The organism is Pseudoalteromonas sp. M58 (assembly GCF_042604605.1).
Classification (GTDB): Bacteria; Pseudomonadota; Gammaproteobacteria; order Enterobacterales; family Alteromonadaceae; genus Pseudoalteromonas; species Pseudoalteromonas tetraodonis.
Map to the genome: position 1 here is coordinate 366,011 of NZ_CP152391.1, position 16,925 is coordinate 382,935.

The 16,925-nt window shown below is 37.6% G+C and carries 11 protein-coding genes; 5 read left to right on the forward strand and 6 right to left on the reverse strand.

Annotated features, from left to right (window positions below; translation table 11 throughout):
* Positions 1-104: 104 nt before the first annotated feature.
* Positions 105-536, forward strand: a complete 432-nt coding sequence (locus tag AAGD16_RS16930; protein WP_028834128.1) for a MarR family winged helix-turn-helix transcriptional regulator — start codon at positions 105-107, stop codon at positions 534-536.
* Between the two features lie 48 nt (positions 537-584).
* On the opposite strand, the gene AAGD16_RS16935 is transcribed toward AAGD16_RS16930, so the two are convergent.
* From AAGD16_RS16935 to AAGD16_RS16945, 3 genes are all read right to left on the reverse strand, one after another.
* The gene (locus tag AAGD16_RS16935; protein ID WP_013463148.1) at positions 585-3,773 is read right to left on the reverse strand and encodes a TonB-dependent receptor; all 3,189 of its coding nucleotides are present in this window, start codon (positions 3,771-3,773) and stop codon (positions 585-587) included.
* Between the two features lie 327 nt (positions 3,774-4,100).
* On the reverse strand, positions 4,101-7,307 hold the full coding sequence (locus tag AAGD16_RS16940) for a TonB-dependent receptor domain-containing protein (RefSeq protein WP_377115307.1): 3,207 nt from the start codon (positions 7,305-7,307) through the stop codon (positions 4,101-4,103).
* Between the two features lie 43 nt (positions 7,308-7,350).
* Positions 7,351-8,205 (reverse strand): S1/P1 nuclease, encoded by an 855-nt coding sequence (locus AAGD16_RS16945; protein ID WP_377115310.1) that lies wholly within the window; start codon positions 8,203-8,205, stop codon positions 7,351-7,353.
* Between the two features lie 235 nt (positions 8,206-8,440).
* Here AAGD16_RS16945 and AAGD16_RS16950 point away from each other — a divergent pair, with 235 nt between their 5' ends.
* Both AAGD16_RS16950 and AAGD16_RS16955 read left to right on the forward strand, forming a co-directional pair.
* On the forward strand, positions 8,441-9,310 hold the full coding sequence (locus AAGD16_RS16950; protein ID WP_377115313.1) for a hypothetical protein: 870 nt from the start codon (positions 8,441-8,443) through the stop codon (positions 9,308-9,310).
* Complete coding sequence (locus AAGD16_RS16955; RefSeq protein WP_377115316.1) at positions 9,310-10,257, forward strand: hypothetical protein; 948 nt, start codon at positions 9,310-9,312, stop codon at positions 10,255-10,257. Before AAGD16_RS16950 ends, AAGD16_RS16955 begins: the two co-directional genes overlap by 1 nt.
* A gap of 169 nt (positions 10,258-10,426) precedes the next feature.
* Here AAGD16_RS16955 and ushA read toward each other — a convergent pair whose 3' ends face one another.
* The gene (gene ushA / locus AAGD16_RS16960; protein WP_290171996.1) at positions 10,427-12,046 is read right to left on the reverse strand and encodes a bifunctional UDP-sugar hydrolase/5'-nucleotidase UshA; all 1,620 of its coding nucleotides are present in this window, start codon (positions 12,044-12,046) and stop codon (positions 10,427-10,429) included.
* A 75-nt stretch (positions 12,047-12,121) separates the two neighbouring features.
* Positions 12,122-12,316, reverse strand: a complete 195-nt coding sequence (locus AAGD16_RS16965; protein ID WP_377115319.1) for a hypothetical protein — start codon at positions 12,314-12,316, stop codon at positions 12,122-12,124.
* A 295-nt stretch (positions 12,317-12,611) separates the two neighbouring features.
* Between AAGD16_RS16965 and AAGD16_RS16970 the strand changes: the two genes are divergently transcribed.
* Positions 12,612-13,355, forward strand: a complete 744-nt coding sequence (locus AAGD16_RS16970; RefSeq protein WP_008112351.1) for a peptidylprolyl isomerase — start codon at positions 12,612-12,614, stop codon at positions 13,353-13,355.
* Positions 13,356-13,399: 44 nt separating this feature from the next.
* Here AAGD16_RS16970 and AAGD16_RS16975 read toward each other — a convergent pair whose 3' ends face one another.
* On the reverse strand, positions 13,400-13,819 hold the full coding sequence (locus tag AAGD16_RS16975) for an MAPEG family protein (RefSeq protein WP_377115323.1): 420 nt from the start codon (positions 13,817-13,819) through the stop codon (positions 13,400-13,402).
* 153 nt (positions 13,820-13,972) lie between these two features.
* On the opposite strand from AAGD16_RS16975, the gene AAGD16_RS16980 reads away from it, so the two are divergent.
* Complete coding sequence (locus AAGD16_RS16980) at positions 13,973-16,855, forward strand: insulinase family protein (protein ID WP_377115326.1); 2,883 nt, start codon at positions 13,973-13,975, stop codon at positions 16,853-16,855.
* Positions 16,856-16,925 lie beyond the last annotated feature (70 nt).

The window sequence follows — 16,925 nt, forward strand, 5'->3', positions numbered from 1 at the left end:
CTAAGATACTCTCAAGTGAGACTAATATCAAACACACTGATTATGACTCTTGTAAATAAAAGTGAACAAATAAAAGTCGTATGTAAATAAATAAGTGATTCAATATGAAAATAGATTTAACGACATTTTTACCTTATCAATTAACACACTTAGCAACACAGGTAAGTAATGATTTTTCGAGTATTTATAAAAAAGAGTTTGATTTAACTATTCCTCAGTGGCGAATAATAGCTAATTTAGCGCAATCTGGGCAAAGCACAGCTAAGCAATTATGCATTCAAGCAGATATGGATAAGTCGACAGTATCAAGGGCAGTAAAAACGCTAATTGATGAAGGGCTTATTTATAGCGAGTTAAATAAGCATGATAAGCGCGCTGCATTTTTGATGCTAAGTGATAAGGGCATGGCTTTATATGAAAAAATAACGCCACAAGCATTGCAGTGGGAGCGTGCATTATTAAGCTGCCTGTCGGATGCTGAACAGCATCAGCTAATCGCAATTTTTGATAAATTAAAAAATAAATTACAGGCATAAAAAAGCCCACAAAGTGGGCTTTTAAATACACTAATTTAATCAATCAAATTAGAACGTGTAACGAACACCTACACGCATTTCCCATAAAGAGGCATCGCGTTGTACAGACTGTTCAGCACTACGTGCACTGAAGTTTGAGTAAACGTATTGACCTTGGTCATTAATATTTACTTCAACCATCTTATTACCCACGAAAGAGCCTTTTCTTAATACACCCCAATCATCGTTTAACATATTCGTTAAGTTATCGATTACGAAGAATGCTTCACCTTTATGGCCATCCATAAAGCCAGGTACTTCTTGAGTGATTTTAAAGTTAAATTTAACAAACCAATCAGAGTTCTGTTGGTTACGACCAGTGATTTCACCACGTTTAAGACCTTCAGATGCAATAAAGTCGTTAAACTCATTGATTTCATCAGCACTCATGTTGTAGACAACGTTTGGATCATTTTCAAGTGGTACATACAATAATTGACGCGCGCCATTAGAGTTTCTATCACCAAATTGAATATCGCCCGCACCGGTGTCGCGATTACTCTTATAGGTAAAGCTATATGGTAAACCTTTGTATGCTTCACCAAATAGGTTAAAGCGGGTGTTATAACCATCGAAGAACTCGTGTTTATAACCTAGGTTTAATGTAAAGCGATGTGGGATTTCGTAATCAGATGATGCCACGCCAGGGTTACCTGGGTTTGATGTTGCTAGGTTACCGTAGTTTGAGCTGGCTACAGAGCTAGTCATTGGGTTTACATCATCTGCATCAGTGTAAGCGTATGAGAACTGAACGCTAACGCCATTATCAAAAGCTTTACTTACTGCAGCAGATATAATTGAAGACTCACCACTATCACCATTCACATTTGTTAGTAATAGTTCACCACTACGATATTTACCTGGATTTAATGGATCTTCTTTTCTTTCATAGATAGGACGACCATCAAAAGTAGTTTTACCAGAATCTTGTAAAGCAATATCTACAAGAGTCGCTGCATCTCGCTTCTTAGTGTAAAGGTAATCCAAAGCAATAACATAGTCGTTTTCTGTAGTATATGTAGCACCTAAGGAGTACTTCCACTCTGATGGGATTTCAAAGTTAGGATCTACCGCGTTTGTTGTAGCATCACCCGAACCAATTTCAGTATTTGCTACTTTGTCAAACATATCTTGTGGAACGTCGTAACCTGGAGTACCACCATTTACATTTGGCGTATCAAATAGGTCAACTAGAGTGACTTCATCATCACCAGAACCAACTTTATAAGAATTACTGATATCGCTGATATAAGCACCAATATTGGTGATACCATCATTTGAATATGAGTTAGACAACCATACATTAGGGTTACCGCCTGAGAACAAACCAACACCCGCACGTACTTCTAGTGCATCGGTTGCATACCACTCAAAACCTACGCGTGGTTGAATTAAATCAATACCGTCAAACGTTGACTGATTGCTAAAACCGTAACGATTAGTGAAATTCTGATTTAATGTTGGTTTGTCATCGCTTGAATAGCTGTCGTAACGAAGACCAAATGTTAATGATGCATCGATATCTGAAAAGCTGTATTCATCTTGTACATAAAATGTATTTTGTGAATAAGCAAAGTTAGCAGCTGCATCATTTGGGTTATTCGTACTTGCAGAGTTATTATAATAAACTGCATTAGCAATCCCATTTCTGTATGCGTCAATCGAAGCAAAACGCCATTCACCTTCAGTATGTTGTACGAATTGGTTAAATACTTCTAACTTTTCATACTCAAAACCAGCGGTAATCGTGTGCTGATCAAGGTAGTAGGTACCTGAGAATTTAGCTGTTGTGGTATCGTAGTTTAAATCATTTGATTGACGAGAGTCATCAGGACCAACGTACACCGTGGCATTGTCTGTGCTGATTTGGAACTCACCAAAACCGCTTGCTGCGTCTAAAGATTGAACGCGAGCGTCAAGCTCTGATTTACCTAAACGAACTTCAGTTGAAAAGTTGTCATTCCAATCAGAGTAAAGTGATGCAACGATTGAAGTAAACTCTGCGCCTTGCTCATAAAAGTGGCTGTCAAATGCGAGCTCATCACCATCTGCATCTGATTGCGATAAAGTAAAGCCATCATTGTAGTTATAAATTAGGTTAGCACGGTGGTCATCGTTGATGTTCCAATCTAGCTTCACTAAGATTTTTTCATCTTCTACTGGTGAGCTAGCTGGTGTTGCACCGGCTTCGTAACCATAAACATCACGTGTAATTTGTTTAATTTCATCAATTTCTGCAGAAGACACTAAAGATGAATAGTTAAACTGTTTAACACCTTCAAGTTTTTCGTAAGAAGTGAAAAGGAACAGCGTGTCATTAATTAGCGGTAAACCAACATTAAAGCCATAACGCTTTTCACTGTAATCGCCGTTATCAACGTCATTACCTTCAATCTTATCGCCTTTCATCGAATCGTTAGTGTAATCGTAGAATACACCACCGTGAATGTCGTTGCCGCCAGATTTGGTAACTGCATTGATGTTACATGATGTAAAACCACCATATTGAACATCAAATGGTGCTAATTCTACCGCTACTTGCTCGATTGAATCAAAAGAGAATGGAGCGCGAATAGTAGGGTAACCGTTTGAGCTTAAACCAAAGTTATCGTTCATACGAACGCCATCAAGGGTTAAGCTGTTAAAACGTGGATTACCACCACCACAGTTTATTGAACCACGGCTATCATCGATAGCAACGCGAGGGTCAATACGAATAATATCTTTTAAATCACGGTTAATAGCTGGTTGATTTTCAAGATCGCTTAATGTGAATGTTGAAGCAGGACCCGTACCACCAGACATAGTGCTAATAGGGCGACCAGTTACTACAATTTGTTCAACATCTGAGATATTTTCAAGTGAAGTATTAACAGGGTAGTCGCTACCAATGTTCAAGATAATATTATTGAACTCTTGGTCAGCGTAGATGTCTGAGTCTACAATTACTTTGTAAGGGCCGCCAACACGAAGACCTTTAGCAGTAAAGTAACCAGCGTCATTTACTTCAGTTGTTTTAACAGAGCCTGAAGGAACATGTAAAATAGTAATTTTAGTTCCTGCAGCAGGGTTACCGTTAGGACCCTTTATTTGACCTTTAATTGCAGAGGTTGTTTCGTTTGCAATTGCAGCACCACTGACACCAACACATGCTGCTATAGCAAGTGATAGAGCTGTTTTGCGAAGTTGAATTTTCATTTTATTTTCCCGTGTAGTTAAATAAACTTTTAATAGCTTTTTTATTTTAATTTTGGATTAAGCGACCGCAAAATACACTTAACCCAAAATACTTACATAGTGTACCTCATTTGTTTGTTACAAATAAAATACAACTGTAATTTTTTTATTATAAAACACTTTATTTATGAAATTTAGCATTTTATCTATGTTTCAATATTTTACCGTTCAAATAGTAAGTAGTTTTTATGACAAACAGATGAAAAGTGATTTTTTCCATAAAAAAAGCCATTACATTCATGTAATGGCTTTTTTAATTTTACGAGTTTTTGATGTACAGGCTATGTATTAAAACTTATAGCTAACACCAATTTTAGCTTGCCAAGCTGATGAGCTAGTTTGATATTGGCTATAGTTACGAACATCAGCGCCATTAAATCTGCTATCAATTATATAACGACCTTGATCGTCTAAGCCGCCAAAGTCGTAAACTGCTTGGTCAGAGAAACCTAAGCGCTTTTCTACGCCCCAGTCACTGTTTAATAAGTTGGCAAAGTTATCAATCATAAAGTAAACCTCACCGCTATGACCTTTTGCAAAACCTGGGATCTCTTGTTTAACGCTAATATCCATAGTGGTAACCCATGGTTGCGTGCCTGAGTTACGGTCTAAGATTTGACCTCGCTCAGAAATACCCGCTCTATTAAGTAGTGTCTCAAGTTCACTCCATGATAGCCCTGATTCATCCCAGTTTACGTTTGCATCATCTGCACCAGTTGGAATATACGCTAAATAAGCTGAGCTTGAATAAAAGTCACGCGTATCACCTAAATCACTATCTTGATACATACCCATAGTATAGCTAAATGGACGACCAGATCGACGTTCAAAATACACATTAAATCTTGTGGCATAGCCACTGAAGAACTCAGTGTTATAAGCTAAATTAACTTTAAAGCTATGCTCTACTTCATATGCACCACGGGCAGCAAAGTCTTCATTTCGGCTCTTAGTGATATTGTACTGATAGTTGCTTTGTGCACGTGATGAAGAACCTGAAGACGCTTCTGTTACATCTTGATGTGCATAGCTTGCTGAAATATAAAGGCCATTTTCCCACTCTTTAGCTAGTGCTGTTGTAATAATAACAGAACGACCATCATCAGTTGAGTTAGTCATTGCTATATCAAAGTTATCAGCTAAATCACCGCTGTAAATACTTTCATAGATGATACGCTCGCCGTCGGCCGCTACACCTACAGGTTTAATGGCGGTGTTATGCCACACAGCTTCGTTTTCTTTTTTGTGATAAGCAATTTCTGCTTGCCATTTAAAGCCTTCACCTAGTAATTCAGAATCAAAGTCGTACTCAAATCCAAGTTGTGCACGAATACTTGACGGTAGTTCAAAGTTTGGGTCAACATAGTTAGTGCTACCTGCACCTTGAACTAAAGAGCCTTTTATGGCATCTGGTACTTGAGTGATATCAGCTTGATTATTAGCATAATAATCGTTAATAGCACTTTGAGGTGCATCTACAAAAGTAATGCCATCGTTTTGGAATGAGTTATTGTACCAAACGTTAGGGATACCACCTTGGAAACGACCTACACCACCGTTAACTGTTAATGCTTCTGTAGCGTAATACTTAAAGCCAATACGCGGTAGAATAATATCTAACCCATCGAGGTTTTCTTGATTGCTAAAGCCATAGGTGTTTAAAAAGTTTTCGTTGAGTGTTGGTTTATCATCAGAAGATAAACGCTCATAACGAACACCTGCCGTTACTTCTAAATCATCACCAACATAAAAAGTATCTTCAATGTAAAGTGCTAATTGATTACGGGTTGCGTCGTAAGCAGTGTCATTAGGGTTATTTGTAAAGGCATTGCTGTAGCTAAAATCGTACTTTCCTTTGTAGTTACCTACTTCACGATTTTCGAAACCATTAAAGTTATCAAATTCCCATGAACCGAGAGAGTTAGCTGCAAAAAGGTTGTATAAGTTTAACGACTCATATTGCATACCAAAGTTAATTTCATGCTCGTCCATTAAATAAGTGGCATCAAGAGAAAGTGTTAAATTTTCTGTTGCTGAGCTATTTGCATGGCGAAACTCATCGGTACCAAAGTTATAAGAAGGCCCGCGGAAGTATTCTTCAACTTTAACGCTACCAATATCAGAATTTGTTAAACTTCTCGATGATACATCTTTGTATGCAATACCGATTTCAGTTGAAAAGTCTTCATTCCAATCTGAATATAGCTTGGTAGCAAAGTTATTAAACTTGGTTGCGTAGGTATAACGACTTGATGCAAACTGAACTGATGTGCCACCAGTACCAAAGTTTGTTTCATCTTTGTCATCTTGCCACTGATAGGTAAAATCTAAACGATGATCATCGGCAATGTTCCAGCTTAGCTTTACAAGTAATGTTTCGTTGGTGTCTTTAGGATCGCCACCAAGAGAATCGGTTAAACCGTATTCGTTATTTAGAATATTAAGGAAACGGTTATAGCTTTCTTCACTCACATCGTATTCGTTAGTTGCACCTGAACCTTCGAAACCATAGTCTAAATCTAGTTCGCTTGACCATTTATTGTAGTTAACAAAGTAAAATAAGGTATCGTCAATAATCGGGCCGCCAACATTAAAACCGTAGCGTTTTTCAGTTTGGTTAGGTTCTACTTGTTCAACAATATATGTGCGGTGACCATCGTCATCTAAAACTGGGCGGTTATCAGCAAACACTTGAGATATGCTGTCTACATCGCCTGCAATATCAGGTGTTGATGTTTCGTAAAAACCAGAAAACTTAAGTTCGTTAGTACCTGACTTAGTTACCGCGTTAATAGTACCACCACCAAAGTTACCTTTAGAGGCAGAGAATGGAGAAACATCAACAGATATTTGCTCAATTGCATCAAGGGCTACTGGAGGCTGTGAAGTCGGGTAGCCGCCGTAACTTAAACCAAAGTCATCATTTTGGCCAATACCATCTACGGTTAAACCATTCGTACGTGGATTGCTACCAGCAAAAGTTAGCTCACCACTGCCATTAATACTCGCAAGCGGATTTAAACGTGCGATATCTTTAATGTCACGGTTAAAGCTAGGCATATTATTGATAGTATCTTCGCCAAACATACTACTAGAGCCACCTGACTGTTGTACAATTTTATAACCAGAGACTTCAATCTTTTCAATGTTTAGCGGCGCTAATTGCGATGTTAATCTGTAAGTTTCGCCAAGGTTTAAAAAGATGTTTTCAACGGTGGTATCGTTAAACGTATCAGAGTCGATGATCACAGTGTAAGGTCCACCAACACGCAAACCATTCGCAATGAAAGTACCACTTTCATTGGTCGTTAGTTCACTAATTGTGCCAGTTGGTTGATGAACAACCTTAATTTTAACGTTTGCAGCGCTCGCACCTGAAGGTGTGGTTATTTTACCACGCATTGCAGATGAAGTGTCAGCAGCCATAGCGCTTGTTGAAACTCCTAGAGCTAGAATTACAGCCCCAGTTAATTTCGAAAGGCGAAGCTTAGTCATAATGTTGATTTCCCATGTAGATGATTTAAGTAAGAAACTAAATTTATTTTTGTGTTTGCTGTGTTAAGGCCATTTTTGATTGCGTGTTAGTAGGATCAAATAATGTATTTAACAATCCAGCCAAGCGAATTCCCGCTTGTTGCAAGCGTGTTTTCACAATAGGGGTGTTGTTGTAGATATAGTCGTAGCTAATCTGTTCTTCTGTTGATTCATATATTTTTAGGGCTAAGTTGTGCGACTCTTCAAGCCAGCTTGTTGGTGTACTTTGTAAATATTCACTAATTAGCTCGCTGTTGTTGGTATTTATAAACTGAGCGTATTCAGTAAAAGATAAGTTTTCGTTTTCTACTAACTTGGTATCCCATAAGCTATGAAGATTGGTTTGTTGGTTAAAAAAAGAAACCTTAACGCGATTGCCGCCTCTATCTTCTGCTCTTCCTGCATGAAATGGTTGATGGCTGTCACCCACTAAATGCACCAAAAAACGCAAGCTAAACTGTTTGGCCGCAAGGCTTGATTTATCATCTTTTAACACGCGGATAGAGTAGTGAATGCCTTCTAATATGTTTGTTACTGATTCTTTGTGTTTAGTGTGGTCGTGGTCAAAACTAAAGGTCGCGTTGTCATCAGCATTAATGTAATGCCAACGAGATGATTTTTTTTGCCAAAAGTCACCTGGTGCAGATCGCATTTCGTCAGGCCATGTTGAAATCTGAGCTAAAGATTCGCCGTTGAGATAGGGGATAAGTGCAGTCTTAGTAGTTTCGCTTATGTGCGACTCTGCAATTTTACCCACTACACGATGCCCGTTTTGGCCCCAAGCATTACAATCTGTGCTTGCAAATATTGCACTAATTAAAAGTGTTAAAGAAAGCGAATATTTTACATTTTTGTACATTGAAGCATCCTAGTAGTGTGACATTTATTTTGTAAACGCTGATAAGGTCAATTGTCCTCATTTTTTTAGTTGATAGAAAGGACTCAATAATATTCATATTTTCTTGTTTAAAGTTGTTTTTATTCAATGGCTTGGGTTTGACAGGTAAAATTACCTATTGTAATAAGTAATTAAAATTGTTCAAATGAGCTATTACTCTAATTTAAACGGGTGTTTTTTGAATATTAAGAAGTTAATGTTGCATAAAACAGCAATTGTTACATTTATGTTTCTGGGCGTGTTGCTAAGTTGGTTTTCAGGTCAAGTTATTGTGGGCGAGGAAGATATAACGTTTCCAGTAATAATAGAGACATCAACGACATGTCAAACAACGGCAACGGCTAATAAGAGTCAACTTATAGTATTTACCCCCTCAAAATACGTTGCTCAATTACTTACTAAAAACTTGTGTGATGATAAAGTTGTGGCAAAGCAGTATGGCTCTGTCATTGGCTATTGGGGATATAGAACCGTTGATAGCTTAGAGTTTGTAGGTAAAGGTATTGCAGATTTAATTTTAGCGAAAAATAATATTATGGATGCGTTTAAGGCTGAATCTACTTACAACTATCAGCCTGTGGTTGGCTTTTCTGATTACACTGCATTTTTTATCTCTTCAAAAGAAAAACCTAAGATCAGCAAACAATATTTTTTAGATAAAAAAATCGGTCTGTTAGATTATCCAACGAGTCGCTCAGGACACATTTTACCCAAACAAGCCTTTAAAGAGCTAGGCCTAAACATTGCTCAGCTAAAAATAACCTATGCGAGTTCACACAATGAGTTGAGAGAATTATTGGCGAACGGGGAAGTAGACCTTATTGCCTCTTTTTGGAGAGAAAGTGACAGTCAGCGTTTTTCAAAAAATTATATTACGCCTATTAGTAGTAATGTGGCAGGCACCCGTTGGTACTTAAAAATGCAGCATAACAATACTGATTTACTCTGTGCTGTACAGTCTCACTTATTGAGTATGTCTAAAGAACAATCGTTTCAATATTATCAAGATGTTGAGCCATATTGGCAGTGCAACAGTTACCCCGTTACCTTTATAGGGGAATCGTAATGAATAGGTTAATATGGATAATATGCACAATTTTTTTATTCTTGGTTTTCTCGTCTGTTTTTTATATTTCGACAATGCAAAAACAACAGCAAGTAAATAAATTACAAATAATACAAATAGAAAAACGAATCGCTTTAGACTTACCTTTGTTAGATTTATCTAATGAGCTGCTTAAACACTCAGGTAATAAAGCAGCTTTACTTAATTATATTCAAACCTTAAACACCTTTATTGATAGTACCGGTATTGAGGTTGTAGCTATAACGCCACAGCATGAATTTGATGCTTCTTTAAAAACTTACACAGAGTTTATTCGAGAGTTAAATAGTAATAATGGTGTGGTGTTCATCGTTTTCTCTTTGAGACAGCCGTATTTTACGGGTGATGTGGTAGTTATTTATGGGATGCTTTTTATTCTTAGCATATTACTAACATACCTAATAAAATTAGCCTATATTAAAAAAAGTGATGAAAAACAGGTTGTTCACGCAGAATCAAATACTACAGAGTCAAAACCATTAACCCTGATTATTGATTTAAAAAGTAAAACATTATCGAGTAGCGTTTCTTTGGAGCACCAAGTAGCTTTGGCAAACAAACCGTTATGTTTTTATTTAGCGCTTGTGGAATATTGCACTAACAATCCAGAGATCAAGCTTAATCATAACAAGAATGTACCCGAGGAATTGATAGAGCTTGCCAATAAATATTTCTATCGTTTAGTTGAGCTTGGTCATACAGTAAGAAAACGTCCAAACTTTAATAACAGTCTAGAGAAAACATTGAGTGAAATTCGTGCGTCACTGGATGATGTGTTAAATGATTGCCCTGAACAAAAGGGATTATACTACCCACCGAAAGCATTTGGAGAGGGCTCACGCTCACGAATGCACAGTTATGGGTTAGCAAATGTGGGTCAAGGAAATATAGAAATAATAGGAAAGTAATCGTGCTTTGCTACTTAATCTTAACTCTGGTTAAGAGAGCTACCAACTTAAATAGAGTGTGAGAGGTTTGTGGGTTGAAGTGCGCTTAAATTGGCTTGGTGATAACATAAACCTGAATTATGAGTGTCATTATATATCAATGACACTCATCACTGTTCAATACAGATTACTATTTAGGTGCAAACTCATGTGCATCAACAGGGCTGTGCTCTGCAAAAAATCGTTTTAATGCCTGAGAGTCCGTTTCATCGGTGCTTACGAATCCTTTCATGTGAGTAATTTTAGGGTAACTATCGCCACCAGAAGCATTATATTCATTAATACTCATGCGGTATGTTTTGTTTATATCAAGCGGCTTGCCGGCGATGAACACGTTAGTTACTTGATCCTCTTTAAGCTCAAAGGCTAAGTTGTGGTATTGCATGTAGGCTCCAGAGTCTGGTGGGAAACGCGTCACGACATTTAAATAGGTTAAAATATCATTGCCTTTGAAATCGATATAAGCGACACGGTTTTTAAAAGGCTGTACTTTGAGTATGTCTTTATAACTCACGTCACCCGCATTGATGCTATCGCGAACACCGCCACCACTGATAATGCCAAAATCGGCACCTACGGTATTCATTTGCGCTTGAATAATAACGCGAGCAAGGTTAGTTTGCTCAAAGCGTACTTTGTTACGATCACCCTCGAGTCTGTCATTCACAAAGCCAATTTTACCCTCAATTTGTTTTGCCCCTTTTTGTTGGTACGCCGCTAAAAAGGTTTGTAGCGCTGGATCTGGTTTAATGTAATTTGCAGCAAGTACGGATTTTACGCTACCGTCTTTTTGCTTTTTATCTACGTATAAATTAACGGGCAATAATTGATAACTTAGCAGTGATAATTGACCGTTTTCTAATTTAAACTCCGCTTTACCCACATACTTACCCCATTCATGGGCTTGCATTATCCAGGTTCCATTTTGTCGATCAGGTTTACAGGCTAAACCTGGCTTAAAATTCTCATCTGTGACATTTTCTGCAGCCATACACACTGGCTCTTGGGAATGGCCACCAATGATCATATCCAGTGTATTTTTATCTAAAGAGCGGGCAAGCGTAACATCACCTGGGGCATTTATTCCATAATTGGCATCTACATAATGCCCCATGTGCGTTACCGCAATAGTAATATCGGGATTGTATTTTGCTTTTAATGTTTGGGTAAGTGAGGCGGTTATTTCAACCGGATCTTTAAAATCTAAGTGACCAATGTATTGCGGGTTACCAATTTTAGCGGTGTCTGTCGTTGTTAACCCAATTACGGCAATGGTTAAGCCGCCTTTGTTGAATATTTTATAACGTTCAAAAATAGTTTCGTTAGTTTGTTTATCAAAGATATTAGCCGATAAAAGAGGGAAATTAGCCCATTGCTGTTGCTGTCTTAATACACTTAATGGATTATCAAACTCATGATTACCTAATGCCATTGCGTCATAGCCAATTTTCGACATGCCTTTGAAATCGGGCTCAGCAAATTGCAGGTCTGATTCAGGAATACCGGTATTAATATCGCCACCTGATAATAATAACACCTGATGCCCTTGTGCTTTTGCATCGGCTCTTAGCTGGTCGATTAGGGTTTTACGCGCGGCCATACCATATTCGCCTTTTTCATTATGCCAAAAACGACCATGATTATCATTGGTATGAAGAACAGTTAAATAGTGTGCTGCAGGTTTATTGACTGAGTCACTGGCACAGCCATATAAACCAAGAAATAAAATGAGAAAAACAAGAGTACGCATAAAATACCTATCGATTAACAAAACTCAGTATAGTAGGCGGCTAGTTTAAACTAGTTCGAGGTTAAAAAAACGCACTTATTCATATTTTTCAGCCAATGAGACTTCACGTTGCTGCTCTACAACCTGTTTTCTGCGTGCGAGCTCATCATGTGCGTATTGAGATTTTTGATGATTTACATCAATCATCCATTTCAAAAAGCTGACGGGAAGCTGGGTGTATGGTTCACCTTGGTGTAGCCCAAAGTCACAAATAGTCGTGTTGTTTGCCATTATATTTACTCCTATCACTGTGTAGGCTGATGATAACAAAAAAAGAGTGATTGATAAGGGGCTTTTTAAGTACCTTGCTAGGCTTAAAGTTAATAAAAAAAGAGTCACCGTGATGTACACCAAGGCACTCAGAGAATTAACTATTCATAACGTGTTTAAAATTAAAATGTAAACAGTTGTAACTGCAGTGTAATTACTTTGATATGAATTGTAGCGTTAAGTACTTATGTATCGATTTATAAAATGAATAACACTACTCTATGACGCCTAATGACAATAAAAAATAGGAATAATAATGAAGAAGCTTATCTTAGCGTCAATTTTAACTGCAGCGAGCTTTTCAAGCGCAGCAACCATAGTCGAAATGCAAACGAGCCAAGGAACGATAGAAATTAACTTGTTTGATCAACAAACACCTAAAACAGTAGAAAACTTCCTAAGTTATGTTAATGATGCAGCGTATAACCAAACAGTAATACACCGCTCTGTTGATAAGTTTGTCATTCAAGGGGGAGGTTTTACTTTTTCTGATGAAATGGATCCCATTACAACCAAGCCAGCGGTTATTAACGAACCTGTTTACTCAAATGTAAAAGGCACAATTGCCATGGCAAAGCAGGGCGGCAACGAAAACAGCGCCACTAGCCAATGGTTTTTTAATATGAGTGATAACAGCCAAAACTTAGATTTACAAAATGGTGGGTTTACCGTTTTCGGACAAATAACAGCACAAAGCCAAGAAACTTTAGATAAAATAGCGGCCTTAGTTCATTGTGCAGAGGTACCATTGGTTGGTATTACTAAAGAGCAATGTTCAGATGAAAATGTAGTTATTAGTAATCAAAACTTAGTATCAATACAAACGGTGGTTGTGCTTGATGACGATCCTAATTCAGCACAAAATTTAACACCTAAAGAGAATACATTAATTGATAACGTAGAAGTGACACCACCACAAAGTTCAGACTCTAGTGGCAGTATGGCATGGTTATTAGGCGCACTATTGCTTGTAGCACCTAGGTTAAAACGCACTAAATAAGCCGTAAAAATAACGGCGACTTATCATAGCCGCCGTTTTTTTAGTTAGTTGTAAAGTACGCTCACCAATAACATTACCCATATTACAAACACAGATAAGCAGCCTAGCAAAAATACTCTAAAACGGGCTCTTAAATGATTACTACCAAGGTGAATGATGCTATGAATAATGCGTGTCGCTACAAATATACACGCCAAGACTGCAATAGGGACACTCGCCATATTAAGCTGTAAAGCAAGTAAACAACCCGCATAAAAAAGCACAGGTATTTCAAATTGATTGCTAAAATTACGATCAGCGACTCTGACATGATCGCCCGCATTATCAAGTCGCATAGCAGCAAAGTCACTTAACTGTATGTGTTTGTTTTTAGCCGCCGCAAAACGTCGTTTTCCCATTATTACCATCACAACTAATGAAAGTGTTACCTGAACGAACATGGCTATTATTATTATCTTTTCCATAACTTACCTTATTATTTATATTAACTATTCACAATGTGTTACACAATTAAGTGCTAATTAGTAGCATAGTATTAATTGATAATGGTAGTTTATAAGTGATTTAGTCTTTTTATAACACTAAGCCCATATTTAACAGCAATGGATATAACTAAAATGAAACACATCATCGGCTTAAGTGCAATTGCACTGGCAATATTAAGCGGTTGTTCGAATACCGCCACACTTACTCAATCACCACAAACATCACTTTTATCACCAACGCTTGTTGTCAGTCCTAACGATAACCGTGAATATAAAACACTAACACTTGCCAATGATATTGAAGTGATTTTAGTTTCTGATCCAAGCGCAGAAAAATCGGCTGCTTCATTGAGTGTCGGCGTCGGCCTGCTGCACGACCCAATGAGCCAGCAAGGTATGGCGCATTATTTAGAACATATGTTGTTTTTAGGCACTGAGCGCTACCCTGACACTAAAGGGTACTCCGATTTTATGACTAAAAACGGCGGAGCGCATAATGCCTATACGTGGCTCGATATTACAAACTACATGTTTAAAATTAATAACGATGCGTTTGATGAAGGCTTAGACCGCTTTTCAGACTTTTTTAAAGCCCCTAAGCTTTACCCAGAATACACAGAAAAAGAAAAAAATGCAGTGAATGCTGAGTGGTCAATGCGTCGTGAAATGGACTTTTTTGGCCAATTTAAACTTGCACGTAAAATGATGGGTGAACACCCAGCTAATCGATTCTTAATTGGTAACCTAGAAACGTTAGGCGATAAAGCTGATAGTTCATTACACAAAGAAACTGTTGATTTTTATAATAAATATTATTCATCAAATATTATGAAAGTGGCGTTAATTTCTAATTTACCACTTGAAGAAATGCAGAAAAAAGCAGAAAAATACTTCGCTGATATTAAAAATAAAAATATTGAAAAGCCAAAAGTATCAGCCAAGCTAGATTTTGATAATGCCGGTGGTAAACGTGTTTTTTACTCGCCAAACGAAGACGTTAAACAATTACAGCTCGACTTTACAATCACTAATAATCAAACTGAATTTGCAGTAAAACCTAATCGTTTTGTTGCCTATTTACTTAGCAATGAAATGCCAGGTAGCCCAGCACAAATATTACGTGATAAAGGCTGGGTATCGCAGTTATCAGCATCTGCTTCACCAAATCAATATGGTAACTATGGCTCTTTAAATGTGAACATAGAGCTGACTGATGAGGGCATGAAAAACCGCGAAGCCATTGTTGCGACTATTATGCAATATATTGATTTAATTAAACGTGAAGGTGTTAATAGTAAGTACTTTAATGAAATTCGTACCTCTTTGAATAACCAGTTTAAATTTTTAGAAAAAGGCGATGAGTTTAACTACGTCAGTGCGCTGACTCAAAGCATGCAAGATTATCCGTTAAATCATGCGATAAACGCACCATACTACTACGCTAAGTTTGATGCTGATGCGGTTAATAATGTACTAAAACAACTTAACGCAGACACCTTACGTGTTTGGTATATTTCTCAACAAGAAGACACTGATTCACAATTACATTTTTATGATGGTAAATACCGAATTAGTGATATTAGCGACGCAGAAATTGCCAGCTGGGAAAAACCAAGTGAATTTAATTTAGCCTTACCAAGTGTTAACAACTTACTGCCAGAGAGTTTTGCAATTAAAACGCAGGCTTTTAAAGAGCAAAAACACCCAGAACTTAGCTATGATAAAAACGGTGTAAAAATTTGGCGCCAAGCAAGCCAGCAGTTTGCAGAGCAACCCAAAGGTTTAGTTGAGGTGTATATCAACACACAAACAGGGTTGCGTGATATTAACTCAACCGTCCTTTATTCTGTGTGGGCAGATTTATATAACACTCAATTAAGTCAGCTACGAACCGAAGCGGCTATTGCCGGTATGAATGTTAATTTAAGCTCAAGCAATGGTTTAGTTTTATCATTAAGTGGTTTTACCGATAAACAAGATACCTTACTTAAACAAGCGTTAGCTGGATTTGACGATAAAATTTCAGCGCAAGCATTTAACCAAGCGATTGACCGTTATCAACGTGATTTACTCAATCAGCAAAAACAGTTCCCGTATGCACAAGCGTTTAGTGAATATTCAAAACTGACTCGAACCGGTAGTTTTGATACTGACGCGCTTATTAAGGCAGCTCAATCACTGACACTCGCTGATTTACAAGCCTTAAAACAAAGCACCTTAGCGAATAATAACTTACGCGTATTTAGCTATGGTAACTATAACCAAAAAGATATTGATGCCATTGCTGCTGAATTAACGGCTATTTTACCAAATAATCATACAAAATCTGAGTTTGCCCGCAGTAAAGCTTGGTTACCACAACTAGGTGAAGCGCGCGTATTACACAAAGATATTGATGTAGCCGATGTAGCCGTTGTCGATATGACCATTCACCCAACGCCAGGTTACAAACAAAAAGCGCAGGCGGCGGTTTTACAAGGACACTTTAGAACAATCGCGTTTGACAAAATGCGTACCGAAGAACAACTAGCTTATGCGGTAGGGGCATTAGCGCGTCCTATTGAGGATTACTCTGGTATTGGATTGTTTATTCAAACGCCGGTTAAAGGGCCAAAAGAAATTCAAGTACGCTTTGATAAGTTCAAAAAAGAGTACGCTTCTGAGCTTAATGCCATGAGTGAAGAGACATTTGCACAGCTTAAAAATGCAACGTTGGTCTCGTTAAAAGAACAGCCAAAGAATTTAAGTGACGAAATGAGTCCATTGATTAACGATTGGTACCGTGAAAACTTTGATTTTGATTCAAAACAAAAGCTAATTGCAGAAGTAGAAAAGGTCACCCTTGCTGATATTAAAGACTACTACCAGCAAACCATGTTAAATCCACAAGCAGCCCGCTTAAATGTGCAATTACGTGGCAGTAAGTTTAGTGATAGCGAGTTTGCTGATTTGCCAAACCAAACTAAAGTGACGAGTTTAGATGCTTACTACAGCGATATAAAATTGCAAAAGTAAGTTGAAATTACTCAAAAACCAAACAAAACCCAGCCATTGTTGACTGGGTTTTGTTTTAACGGCGTTAATT

Bases quoted from the DNA above. Each gene is read 5' to 3' on its own strand.
- AAGD16_RS16945 (WP_377115310.1), bottom strand. From the start codon at position 8,205: ATGTACAAAAATGTAAAATATTCGCTTTCTTTAACACTTTTAATTAGT.
- AAGD16_RS16980 (WP_377115326.1), top strand. From the start codon at position 13,973: ATGAAACACATCATCGGCTTAAGTGCAATTGCACTGGCAATATTAAGC.
- AAGD16_RS16955 (WP_377115316.1), top strand. From the start codon at position 9,310: ATGAATAGGTTAATATGGATAATATGCACAATTTTTTTATTCTTGGTT.
- AAGD16_RS16930 (WP_028834128.1), top strand. From the start codon at position 105: ATGAAAATAGATTTAACGACATTTTTACCTTATCAATTAACACACTTA.
- ushA (WP_290171996.1), bottom strand. From the start codon at position 12,046: ATGCGTACTCTTGTTTTTCTCATTTTATTTCTTGGTTTATATGGCTGT.
- AAGD16_RS16935 (WP_013463148.1), bottom strand. From the start codon at position 3,773: ATGAAAATTCAACTTCGCAAAACAGCTCTATCACTTGCTATAGCAGCA.
- AAGD16_RS16940 (WP_377115307.1), bottom strand. From the start codon at position 7,307: ATGACTAAGCTTCGCCTTTCGAAATTAACTGGGGCTGTAATTCTAGCT.
- AAGD16_RS16975 (WP_377115323.1), bottom strand. From the start codon at position 13,819: ATGGAAAAGATAATAATAATAGCCATGTTCGTTCAGGTAACACTTTCA.
- AAGD16_RS16970 (WP_008112351.1), top strand. From the start codon at position 12,612: ATGAAGAAGCTTATCTTAGCGTCAATTTTAACTGCAGCGAGCTTTTCA.
- AAGD16_RS16965 (WP_377115319.1), bottom strand. From the start codon at position 12,316: ATGGCAAACAACACGACTATTTGTGACTTTGGGCTACACCAAGGTGAA.
- AAGD16_RS16950 (WP_377115313.1), top strand. From the start codon at position 8,441: ATGTTGCATAAAACAGCAATTGTTACATTTATGTTTCTGGGCGTGTTG.